Raw genomic sequence first — 11,362 nt, 5'->3', positions numbered from 1 at the left:
AAACAATAGGAAAGAAGGTGTTTTACTCCTTAGTTACAATATCTTTTTAGTAAAGATAAGCTTAAGTAACCTCCGCTAAAGATTATATACTTAAATGATAAAGAGTTCAACACTAGTTCACATATTTTCCCAAAAATAAAAAACGGCTGTTTTATGTGGAATAAATCTACAAAACAGCCGTTTTTGGTATTAGATTTCTGTTAAGATTATTGGTTCACCGCGTGTTACGACAACGGTATGTTCACATTGTGCAACAAGACTTTTATCTGGTGTAACGAATGTCCAACCATCGTCACCACGTTCAATAATATGATCAGCTTTCATAGAGATGAACGGTTCTACAGCGATAACAAGACCGTCTTTTAGAAGCGCATTATCCATTGGGTCATAGTAACTTAAAATGTGATTTGGTGCTTCATGTAAGCTAAGACCAATGCCGTGACCAGTTAAGTTTTGGATAACATTGTATCCACTTTTATGTGCGAAGTTTGAAACAGCACGACCAATTTGATTTTGTTTTGAGCCAGCTCTAACCTTTTTCATTGCTGCCCAAAATGCATCAACCGCTGCTTGGCAAAGTTTTTCTTTTGCCTCGTCTTCTCCAAGAACAAATGAAATGCCTGTATCTGCATAATAGCCATCAAGTGCAGCGGATACATCGACGTTTACTAAGTCGCCTTCTTTTAATACACGATCTCCTGGAATACCATGAGCAACTTCTTCATTTACACTAATGCAAGTTACACCTGGAAAATCATATTCTTTTTCAGGTGCAGAAATAGCACCATGCTCATCTAATACTTTTTTACCGATCAAATCAAGCTCTTTCGTTGTCATACCTGGCTTCGCTTGTTTTTTCATTTCTTCACGTGCAAGCGCAACGATGCGGCCGATTTTTCGTAAGCCTTCTAAATCTTGTTCATTACGAATAATCATGAAAACCACTGTCCTTCCTCGAATATATATCTTATCCGATTGTATCATGTTTATTTTCGTCCTGCTACTCGCTTGCGGTATGCAGGTTGATTCCTCTCATAAAGAATACATGACAATTGTCATATCGATGTCATGACGCATCATACTGTTTCCTAAGTTTTCCAAGGAATACAATGTAAATATAAGAAACAGCGGGGGTGGAGAGATGGAAAAGATTATTGAAGTAAATGATGTTTCTAAAACATTTAAACATAAAAACGCAGTAAATAATGTTTCATTTCATGTAAATAAAGGGGAAATAGTAGCGTTGCTTGGTCCAAATGGTGCGGGGAAAACAACGACGATGTCGATGATGCTTGGATTAAAGGAACCAACGGAAGGTAAGGTCTCTATATTTGGAAAGAGTCCAAAGCATAAAGATGTTCGTAATAGCCTCGGTGCGATGCTGCAAGAAGTAAGTGTCATTGATAGTATTACGGTGGAAGAGGCAATTGAGTTATTCCGTAGTTATTATACGAATCCTATAGAGAAAGAAACATTACTGCAGTTATCAAATTTAGAATCAGAGCGAAAGCAAAGATGTGAGAAATTATCAGGTGGGCAAAAAAGAAGGTTAAACTTTGCACTTGCACTTGCGGGAAATCCGGATTTGTTATTTTTAGATGAGCCGACAGTCGGAATGGATATTACGTCTCGAAGAACGTTTTGGGAAACGATTCGAAAGTTAGCAAGTGAAGGGAAAACGATTATTTTAACGACGCATTATTTAGAAGAAGCAGATGCTTTAGCAAATCGTATCTTATTATTTGCGAACGGAAAGATTATCTCAGATGGTACACCAGACGAAATGAAAGCAACGATTTCGAGAAAAACAATCACATTTTACTCAAAGGAAAGCATTCCTACAAAATTACTAAAGGAATTACCAAATGTAATAGAAGTAAAGTCAAACGAAGGCCGCTTCATTTTAACAACGGAGGATACGGATGCAACTTTAAAAGCCATTTATCAAAGGAGTTTACCTGTAACAGATGTTTCAGTTGAACGTGGAAGTCTTGATGAGGCATTTGAACAATTCGTTGCAAATCAGAAGGAGGAAATCGCATGAGAGCGTTATGGATGCAGTGCAAAATAGAAATTTTACGTACATTCCGCAATAAATTATTTATCTTTTTCTCATTATTAATGCCTGTTATGTTTTACTACATTTTCACAAATGTTGTTCAAGTACCACAAAACGGAGATGCGTGGAAAGCACATTATTTAATTTCGATGGCAACTTTCAGTATTGTAGGGACTGCACTCTTTAGTTTCGGTGTAAGGCTTTCTCAGGAAAGAGGGCAAGGATGGACACATCTTCTAAAAATTACACCGCTTCCAGAGGGAGCATATTTAACAGCAAAAATTATCGCTCAAACAGTAGTAAATGCTTTTTCAATATTAGTTATCTTTATTGCAGGGATACTAATTAATCATGTTGAGTTAACGGTAGGGCAATGGATTGGTGCGGGGTTATGGTTATTGTTAGGGGTAACACCATTTTTAGCGTTAGGAACAGTAATAGGTTCCATTAAGAAGGCGGACGCAGCTGCTGGCTTAGCTAATATTTTAAATATGAGTTTAGCTATAGTTGGCGGGTTATGGATGCCGATTGAAGTATTCCCAAAAATATTAAGAACGATTGGTGAATGGACACCAACATACCATTTCGGAAGTGGTGCGTGGGATATTGTAGCTGGAAAATCAATTGGATGGGAAAATATCGCGGTATTAGGAGGTTATTTCCTTATATTTGTTGTAGTATCAATATATATAAGAAAAAGACAGGAAGCGGTATAAATGATAGAGAAGAAGAGGATTGAGATTTTTCCGAAACATATGGGATTCTTTCCGTACATGTGGTTTGTTTATCTATTATTTCCAATTTATCACTTAGCACAAGCATCAGGATGGAAGCTTGTGCTAGGGAGCGGTATGTTGATACTTTTTATTATCACATACCGTCAGCTTTATTTTGTTCAGAAGACGTTTATTTTATGGGCATGCATTCAAATGATACTCATTTTTTTATTTGCTTTATTTTATAATCCTTTTATGATATTTTTTGGCTTTTTCACAGCAAGTGCGATGGGATTTGCGCCGAATAAGAAAGTATTTCAAGTGCTGTTATGCTCGTTAGTTATAATGCTTGGAGCATTTGTATTTGTAAATATGAATCAACTAACACCAACAAGTTTAGTAAATATCGTCCCGATGTTTATTTTAATGCTTCTTACGCCATTTGGTATGCGTAATTTTAATCAGAAAAAGATGTTAAGAAATCAATTAGATGAGGCGAACGAGCAAATTAAAGACTTAGTAAAACGTGAAGAACGGCAGCGGATTGCAAGAGATCTTCATGACACATTAGGACATACGCTATCTCTTATTACTTTGAAAAGCCAGCTTGTAGAGAAGTTAATTGTGAAAAATCCGGAGCGTGCAAGTGTGGAAGCGAAGGAAATTACACAAACGTCTCGTACAGCCTTAAAACAGCTGAGAGAATTAATTTCTGATATGCGTATGATTACGGTAGAAGAAGAGCTAGAGCAAATAAAAGCAATCTTACAAGCAGCTAATATTGAATTAGAAGTGAGGCAAGAAGCAAGATCGAGCTCGTTATCACCAATTGAACAAAATATTGTCGGGATGTGTTTACGTGAGGCCGTTACAAATGTTGTAAAACATAGTAAGGCGACGCGGTGCGCAGTTTCTGTATTAGAATCACAAGGTGAACTAATTTTGAAAGTAGAAGATAACGGAATTGGTTTAACAGATCAAAATCATGATGGAAATGGTATTCGTGGCATGAAAGAACGAATTGCTCTTATTGATGGATTTGTTGAACTAGGTACAATCAATCCAGGGACGTTGTTAACAGTAAAAGTTCCAGTTGTTATTAGAACAGGAAAAGATGAGGTGAGGGCATGATCCGAATTATTATTGCAGAAGATCAGCGGATGCTTCGTGGTGCGTTAGGGGCTCTGCTTGATCTAGAAGATGATATCGAAGTAATTGGACAAGCGGCAAACGGGGAAGAGGCGCTAAAATTAATTGAATCGTTAAAACCGGATATAAGTATTATGGATATTGAAATGCCGATTCAAAGTGGATTAGATGTTGCTGAAGCGTTAAAGAAAGAAAAATCATCATGCAAAGTAATGATTTTAACAACATTTGCACGGCCGGGATATTTTGAAAGAGCAATGAAAGCTGGTGTGCACGGCTATTTATTAAAGGATAGCCCAAGTGAAGATTTAGCGGCAGCAATTCGTAATGTAATGAAGGGAAAACGAGAGGTCTCCCAAGATTTAATGTTCGGCCTATGGCAGGAGCAAAATCCGTTGTCAGATCGCGAAAAGGAAGTATTGTTGCTTGCGAAAGAAGGAAAGACGGCAAACGAAATTGCGAAGACACTTTATCTTTCGCCGGGCACAGTACGTAATTATATTTCTGAAGTATTAACGAAGCTCGATGCGAAAAATAGAATTGAGGCAATTACAATTGCGGAAGAAAAGGGTTGGATATAAAAAGAAGGTTACCTATGAGAGGTAACCTTCTTTTTATAATTATTGTACTTCTATTACTTTATTTACTTTTTGTAACGGTTTGTAACCGTGTGCTTCAAATGCCTTTGCAAATTCATTTGATACGGCAGTGCTATATAAATCTTTTGCAGCTTGTACGATGTGAGATTGAAGTGATTCAAAGTCTTCAGCGGAAGTTGCATAATTTTGCAATGCACGCATAACAACTTTACTTACTTTTTCATTTCCTTGTTTTTGAACAGCAACACCGTTATATGTTTTACCTTCAGCTAATTGATATAATACGTGACTGATAATACCAGAATTCACGTGTGATTCTTGATTATTACCATCGTTATAGAAATCTTGTAAATTTGTATATAATTTATGACCGCCGTCACCAATTTCCCTTGGGATATCACGAATTGTTAGGTCACCTAATGTATCGCCCATAATCCAGTTTCCTTTATCTTTCTTTACGTAATATTCGATTTGTGTACCCCAGAAATCCGCTAATCCCTCGTTTAGTGCAGATGTTTCAGCGCTTGGATATCTCACGACTTTATTTTTCGTCGTGCCACTGAATACAGCATGTCCAAATTCATGAGCTGTTACATCAAGAGCGGATGTTAGTTTTCCGCCTAAACCATCACCAAATACCATTTGGTTCCAAGCGGGATGCCAAAATGCATTTACATAGTCTTCTTTTACACCATCACTAACTTCAGTAGAATCAAAACCGTGTACACTAGCAACAACTTTTGAATCTTTATTGTCGTAACTTTTTAGATTATGTTCTTTTTTAAAGTAATCGTAAATATCACTCATATTCTTCATAGCGCCCGCGGCTTCTTTATCTGCAAAATTAGGATTGCTACTTGAAATTAGTGTCCCTGGATAACCAGCTTGACTATATCCTCCGAGGGAATCGGCGTAGTTTGCATTATAAATATAAATACCATTTCCGCGTGATAAATCCGCTAAATAAAATTTCCCATCAGTTCCTTTGGCAATATTGAAAGAGATGTTTTCTTGAAGTGCATTTTTCCCAGTTCCTTGCTCACTTGCAGGGGATAATCTAGGTGATGTTACTTGATTTATAGTCTTATTCTCTTTGTTTTTAATGAACTTTTCTTGGAAAAGTACTTCGCCAGTTTTTAGATCAACGATAGCATTGCCGTTTATAATTTGTTCATTGTTTTCATAAGTAAATGTAATAACAGTTGCGAATGTATAATAGCCATCTTTTTTCTTGTAAACAACGGTTTCGCTAGAGAATTCTGTCTCAACTGCATCACTTGGAATTTGAACTATATCGCGTAATTTAGATTTTACTTCATTTTTCGACAAAAAATTTGTTATAGTAAGATTAGGTTGTTGATTTAAATTCTGAACAACTTTACCACTAACAGTTGTGATCACTCCATTTTTATCTACTTTTACAATGAGATCTTGGCCATATACTTTATAGTTTTTATATGTTTGTGCAAGGCGAACTTCGGTTTGATTTTCTTTAGTTTCTTTATTTGTAGGTTGGAAATCTACATTTTTTTCAGTAGTGACTTGTTCTTGTTGAGCTTTCGCCCCATTTACCTCACCTTTTAAATACTTTTTAGCAATATTTTCTTTCGTATCATTTTGAGGTTGTGTTAATTTCCCGATTGTTAAACCAGGCTGAGCAATTTCAACTTTGACTGCACTTTTGTCTAACTCTTGAGCATGAATAGCTTCTGTTGATAAAGGGCAAAGAAGACCGAATGTAACGAAAGCACTAGCAAGTTTTCTATAATTCATCTATAACACTCCTAATCTATTATTGTATGTGAGATGAATTGTATGAAAAATTTGCCGAATTATATATATATTATGCATTATTTCATATCAAAAATTGTCGAATTCACATTATTGTAGTGGTATGACAACTTAAAAAATTAGATTGTTATAATGGGATGGTGAGTAAGTATGCACGCAGAAAAATTAGGAAGTGAAATTAAGAAAATTAGGGTGATGAGAGGATTAACACAAAAACAGTTATCCGAGAACATATGTCATCAATCGGAAGTAAGTCGAATTGAATCGGGCGCGGTATACCCAAGTATGGATATATTGCAAGGTATTGCAGCAAAATTACAAGTTCCCATCATTCATTTTTATGAGGTACTTATTTATTCTGATATTGAGAGGAATAAGCAGTTAAAAGATCAAATTATTCTGCTTTGTAAGCAAAAAAAATATAAAGAAATTTATAATAGAGTATGCAATGAATTGAAAAAGGAAGAATATCATCCCGAGCTTCAGCAATTTCTTCAATGGCAATATTATGTAGCTGCTTACGTATTGAAAAAAATCGATTACGAATATTGCATTTTAGAATTAAAGAAATTGCTCAATCAACAACTGGTAGGAATAGATGTATATCAGAACCTTTATATTGAAAACGCAATTGCAAACATTTATGCTGAAAACGGCTATTTGAAGCAGGGTATTGATTTGTTTGAAAATATATTAAAACAATTAGAGGCATTGCATGATAACAAAGAGTTTGATGTGAAGGTGAGACATAATCATGCAAAAGCATTATACATAGACAATCAATACGAAGAAGCGCTTTGTCACGCAAATAAAGCCATTGACCTATCGTGTCGAATTAACAGTATGACATTGATTGGACAGTTATACTTTCGAAAAGGTGAATGCTTAGCAAAACTTGGGTGTGATAGAGCAGAAATTGAAGATGCTTACGAAAAAGCATGCTTCTTTTTTGATATATTAGGAAACCATGAATTAAAAGAATCACTTATAAAAAAAATGAAGAAATAAAAAAGACATAAAGAACAAATATGCATAATTGCATAAAGTCTGGATAATTTTTCATGATATATTTAAAGAAAAAATGCGGGTGATGGAATATGAAAAAACTACTTATTGGTAGTTTACTAACGTTAGCGATGGCATGGGGTATTTCATTAGGAGATACAGCATTAGAGAAAAACCAAATAATTTCTCATAATAATCAAGAGATACAATTAGCTAATGAAGTACCTTTTGAGTTCTAAAAAACAACCGTCTTACTTAGACGGTTGTTTTTTTATGGAGTAACATCCAAACGTCTTTACTAGAAACAGGTTTGCTAATAAAGAATCCTTGAATGTGATCACAATTTTGTTTATGTAAAAATTTCCATTCTTCTTCTGTTTCTACACCTTCTGCAATCACTTCTAAATTTAGTTCTTTTGATAGTGTAATAATGGAAGAGACAATTGCTTCTTCTAAAGGGCTAGTTGTAATTCCACAAATAAACTCTCGAGCGATTTTTAATGTGTTGATTGGATATTTTGTTAAATAAGCTAAAGAACTATAACCAGTTCCAAAGTCATCGATTGAAATTTGAATACCGAGATTTTGAAGTTGTTCTAGTTTTGCAACTACAGATTGATTTTGATTAATTGCGATGCTTTCCGTAATTTCAATATCTAGTGCTTCTGGTTTCAGTTCTGTTTCTTCCAACACCTTTGAAATAGTTGGGATTAAATCTGCATGGTTAAATTGAACAACAGATAAATTTACACCAACTTTTAAGTGAGAGAAACCTTGATTATGCCATCTTTTTGCCTCTAAACAGGCAGTACGTAAAATCCAATTGCCAAGTTCAATAATAAAACCAGTTTCCTCTGCTAGAGGAATAAATTGGGCAGGAGATACGATACCGAGTTTTGGATGCTTCCAACGTATTAATGCTTCAAAACCGATAATTTGTTTTGTTTTTGTGCTTACTTGTGGCTGGTATTCAAGGAAAAATTCATTTTGTTGTAATGCTTTTGAAAGTTCACCTTCTAAGAATTGAATTTCATTTTGAGCGATACTCATTTCTTTTGAGAAGAAAACAAATCGGTTTTTTCCATTTGCTTTCGCACGATACATAGCCATATCAGCATTTTTCATTAATTCATTTACATCAGTTCCATAATCAGGGTACATCGCAATTCCGATACTTGGTGTAATAGAGAGTTCTTCGCCTTGAATGAAGAATGGTTTGTTTAAAATAGTTAAAATCTGTTCAGCTATAAAAATTGCACTTTTTTCTGAGTACATTTCTGGTAACAGAATTGTAAACTCATCTCCACCTTGGCGAGCGACGATATCTTTTGAACGCAAGCAACCGCGTAATCTTTTTGCTACTTCAATTAATAATAAATCTCCAACGTCATGGCCAAGTCTATCGTTAATTTTTTTAAATCGATCTAAATCAAGGAATATGACGGCGACATCATTTGCGTTAGTTTGGGCTGTATTTAAAATGGCTTTTAAATCTTTTTCGAACTTTCGACGATTTGGTAATCCAGTAAGTGCATCGTGAAAGGCTAAATGCTCTACTTGTTTTTGTTTTTCATATAGAGTGGTAATATCACGCGCTATCCCAAACATTCCGACCACTTCTTTGTTTATAAAAGTAGGGATAAGTGTAATATGAAGATAATAATAATAGCCTTCTTGTTCTTTTGTACGAACTTCTAACGTTTGTGGCCTACCTTTCTTTGTAATTTGTAAAGCCTTCTTTAGTAGTTCGTGGTCTTTTGAATCAATGAAGTGTACCAGAGAATAGCTTGCTACTTCACAATAATAGGCAGTAAATAAGCTTTCGCATGCCTTATTAGATTGTTGAAAAATGCCATTCATATTTAAAGAGAAAACGGCATCGGGATGATCTTCGAATAAAGACTTATAGCGTTGTTCACTTTTTGATAATGCAAATGCACCTTCTTCAACTTCGTCCTCTAGTTGTGTAGTCAACTGTTCATATGTAAGGATTAGTGCTTGATTATCTTTCCACATGTAAAGTTGCCGCAAGAATAACAAAATAAGTGATAATACGAGACCAATTAACATAAATTTATCATCCCAAGGTTGAATGATGATAAAGGAAAAAGTAATAATTATACTAAAATAAGGTAGTATAAAACGTACATAATCGAATCGATAATATTTTGCTTTCGTTTCATGTTGCATTGGTTTATCCAAGATATATAGTATGGAAGAAAGTCCAATTAATAAAATAGAAGCAGTGTGTATTAAATAATTAAATTCAGGAGAAGTTTTCATCCCAAAATTTAATTGAAACAGATGAATGTAACCGTATACGAGTATAATAGTGAAACCGATAATTAATGCGATTCTACTCGAAGAATATTGTTCTCTTCTATATAGACTAATAACGGCGTAAATTACTAATGATTGTGCAATGAAATAGCCAATTAAAATCCAAGTTTCCTTTGTTAACATACGGAAGTTTGAAAGGTCCAAGATAAAAGTTAAAGTGAAATAAATGTTCATAATAACAATAAAGATGCTATCGAATGAAAATTGAGCAAGACCCTTAATAGAGTAAATTTTTATAAACTTTATAGCAAATCCAACAAAGAGTAAAACATATTGTATGATAAAAAAAGGTAATGCTTTATATGAGAATATAACTTGCTTATGAATAGAAAGTGAAGGAAGAAATAAAGTTATCTCCATAGCTAACCCGCATAGACAAGTACATAATAATAAAATCCAAAATAATTTATCACCATGCGTCATTTTTCTAATCGCTTTACATAAGCAATAGCAAGAAAAAAGTGCAGCGAAACAGAATAAGAAAAGAATCCCGATTTCTTTTATATTCGACTCATTTGGTATAAGGAATATCCAAAGAGCAAATATAAATATGTATATTATGACAGATTGTATATACTTTTTTTGATTAATCATATTGTGACTCCGTTTCAATAAAGTTGAATCTCGGGGAGAAAATGCTAATTTAAATAATAGCATATAAAATAGAATATTTTTTACTATAAAAATTACTTTTTTGAAAAAATGGTGCAAAGTTACAATTTACCACTGTAACTTTGCACCACCTATTCTTTTCATTCCTCTTATAGCAGAAAGTTCATCTATTAATTGGAATAGTGCTAAGTCTTTTTGTTTACTTTCAATCATAATATCGAAATTATGATTGTTTTTTTTCGCAATGTGTAAGAAAGGCTTAATAAACTCTAAATCGATATATTCAGCATGGGCCCTAAATTCTTTTTCCGATCTCGGGGAGGAAATGTGAACTTTAGGAGAGATATTTGTATGTGACCAAGTTTCAAAAATTGCAGGAAGCAACTCTTCTAGTGGTTCTTCGCAAAGATTAGCCATATGATGATGATAATCAAATACAAATGGGATATTTTCTTTTTGGCAAATTGATAAAGTTTCAGCGGTTGTATAGGTTTTATCATCGTTTTCAAGAGTCATTTGTTTTTTTATATGTGTAGGAAGTTTTTTTATGTTTTCATGGAAGCGCTCAATTGCCTTTTCTTTATTTCCATAGGCTCCACCTACATGAATATTAATGTAAGAAGAATCTGCAATGCCTATAGCATCCAATATTTTATAATGATAAGTCATATCCGTAATAGCGTTAGTAGTAATATGTGGTTTGTCGCTTGTAAATAGCGTAAATTGATTCGGATGAAAACTTATTCGTAAATTGTGTTCTTTAATTAAAGCCCCTATTTTATGCCAAAGTGGTGTGAATACCCCAATATAGTCAAACTCGACTTCGGGATGTGTTGCAAGTGGGACGATGGAAGACGATAGGCGATATAGTGGGATTTCATGTGCTATATTGTAATGAAGGATACGTATTGTGTGCTCTAAATTTTGCCTTATAATATGGTACAGTTTGTCTTCTCGTTCTTGCTTGCTAAGTTTCTTAAAGCTTGTAAACGTCATTGTTTTGGCAGGAGAACAGTCCCAGAGTGCCATTGCATGTGAGACATATCCAAACCGTATAATCATATGAGATACACCTCTTTTATTCATTGTCT

At 34.3% G+C, this 11,362-nt stretch carries 10 protein-coding genes; 6 read left to right on the top strand and 4 right to left on the bottom strand.

The features are described 5' to 3' along the window. Positions 1–189 precede the first annotated feature (189 nt). Positions 190–984: a type I methionyl aminopeptidase gene (gene map, locus NST27_RS26200; protein WP_003313889.1), complete on the bottom strand. Its 795-nt coding sequence runs from the start codon at positions 982–984 to the stop codon at positions 190–192. Positions 985–1,141: 157 nt separating this feature from the next. Here map and NST27_RS26195 point away from each other — a divergent pair, with 157 nt between their 5' ends. Genes NST27_RS26195 through NST27_RS26180 form a run of 4 tightly spaced genes read left to right on the top strand, consistent with a single transcriptional unit; the run spans position 1,142 to position 4,505 of the window. Next, a complete protein-coding gene (locus tag NST27_RS26195) occupies positions 1,142–2,044 on the top strand; it encodes an ABC transporter ATP-binding protein (protein ID WP_000411110.1) in 903 nt (300 codons plus the stop codon). Beyond that, the gene (locus NST27_RS26190) at positions 2,041–2,775 is read left to right on the top strand and encodes an ABC transporter permease (RefSeq protein ID WP_001202431.1); all 735 of its coding nucleotides are present in this window, start codon (positions 2,041–2,043) and stop codon (positions 2,773–2,775) included. The genes NST27_RS26195 and NST27_RS26190 overlap by 4 nt, the downstream gene beginning before the upstream one ends. Beyond that, the gene (locus tag NST27_RS26185; RefSeq protein WP_000570611.1) at positions 2,776–3,906 is read left to right on the top strand and encodes a sensor histidine kinase; all 1,131 of its coding nucleotides are present in this window, start codon (positions 2,776–2,778) and stop codon (positions 3,904–3,906) included. It begins immediately after the preceding gene. After that, positions 3,903–4,505 carry a response regulator transcription factor gene (locus tag NST27_RS26180; RefSeq protein WP_000619246.1) on the top strand — a complete coding sequence of 201 codons (603 nt, stop codon included), beginning with the start codon at positions 3,903–3,905 and terminating at the stop codon, positions 4,503–4,505. The genes NST27_RS26185 and NST27_RS26180 overlap by 4 nt, the downstream gene beginning before the upstream one ends. A 39-nt stretch (positions 4,506–4,544) precedes the next feature. On the opposite strand, the gene NST27_RS26175 is transcribed toward NST27_RS26180, so the two are convergent. Continuing rightward, entirely contained in the window at positions 4,545–6,296 is a 1,752-nt protein-coding gene (locus tag NST27_RS26175; protein WP_001109509.1) for a M4 family metallopeptidase, read from the bottom strand. Between the two features lie 168 nt (positions 6,297–6,464). On the opposite strand from NST27_RS26175, the gene NST27_RS26170 reads away from it, so the two are divergent. Both NST27_RS26170 and NST27_RS26165 read left to right on the top strand, forming a co-directional pair. Continuing rightward, on the top strand, positions 6,465–7,322 hold the full coding sequence (locus tag NST27_RS26170; RefSeq protein ID WP_000542925.1) for a helix-turn-helix domain-containing protein: 858 nt from the start codon (positions 6,465–6,467) through the stop codon (positions 7,320–7,322). Positions 7,323–7,411: 89 nt separating this feature from the next. After that, on the top strand, positions 7,412–7,558 hold the full coding sequence (locus tag NST27_RS26165; RefSeq protein WP_000734726.1) for a quorum-sensing peptide PapR: 147 nt from the start codon (positions 7,412–7,414) through the stop codon (positions 7,556–7,558). Between the two features lie 16 nt (positions 7,559–7,574). On the opposite strand, the gene NST27_RS26160 is transcribed toward NST27_RS26165, so the two are convergent. Together NST27_RS26160 and uvsE are read right to left on the bottom strand one after the other, a co-directional pair. Next, the gene (locus tag NST27_RS26160; protein ID WP_047387281.1) at positions 7,575–10,253 is read right to left on the bottom strand and encodes a DUF4084 domain-containing protein; all 2,679 of its coding nucleotides are present in this window, start codon (positions 10,251–10,253) and stop codon (positions 7,575–7,577) included. A gap of 126 nt (positions 10,254–10,379) precedes the next feature. Beyond that, on the bottom strand, positions 10,380–11,333 hold the full coding sequence (gene uvsE, locus NST27_RS26155; RefSeq protein ID WP_047387337.1) for a UV DNA damage repair endonuclease UvsE: 954 nt from the start codon (positions 11,331–11,333) through the stop codon (positions 10,380–10,382). Positions 11,334–11,362 lie beyond the last annotated feature (29 nt).

It is taken from the genome of Bacillus sp. FSL W8-0770 (genome assembly GCF_038008705.1).
GTDB lineage: Bacteria > Bacillota > Bacilli > Bacillales > Bacillaceae_G > Bacillus_A > Bacillus_A cereus.
Note: the sequence above shows the minus strand (reverse complement) of the source record. Positions and strands in the feature narration are given on the sequence as shown.

Coding starts and splice junctions, on each gene's coding strand:
- NST27_RS26195 (WP_000411110.1), top strand. CDS start 1,142: ATGGAAAAGATTATTGAAGTAAATGATGTTTCTAAAACATTTAAACAT.
- NST27_RS26190 (WP_001202431.1), top strand. CDS start 2,041: ATGAGAGCGTTATGGATGCAGTGCAAAATAGAAATTTTACGTACATTC.
- NST27_RS26160 (WP_047387281.1), bottom strand. CDS start 10,253: ATGATTAATCAAAAAAAGTATATACAATCTGTCATAATATACATATTT.
- NST27_RS26170 (WP_000542925.1), top strand. CDS start 6,465: ATGCACGCAGAAAAATTAGGAAGTGAAATTAAGAAAATTAGGGTGATG.
- NST27_RS26185 (WP_000570611.1), top strand. CDS start 2,776: ATGATAGAGAAGAAGAGGATTGAGATTTTTCCGAAACATATGGGATTC.
- map (WP_003313889.1), bottom strand. CDS start 984: ATGATACAATCGGATAAGATATATATTCGAGGAAGGACAGTGGTTTTC.
- NST27_RS26175 (WP_001109509.1), bottom strand. CDS start 6,296: ATGAATTATAGAAAACTTGCTAGTGCTTTCGTTACATTCGGTCTTCTT.
- NST27_RS26165 (WP_000734726.1), top strand. CDS start 7,412: ATGAAAAAACTACTTATTGGTAGTTTACTAACGTTAGCGATGGCATGG.
- NST27_RS26180 (WP_000619246.1), top strand. CDS start 3,903: ATGATCCGAATTATTATTGCAGAAGATCAGCGGATGCTTCGTGGTGCG.
- uvsE (WP_047387337.1), bottom strand. CDS start 11,333: ATGATTATACGGTTTGGATATGTCTCACATGCAATGGCACTCTGGGAC.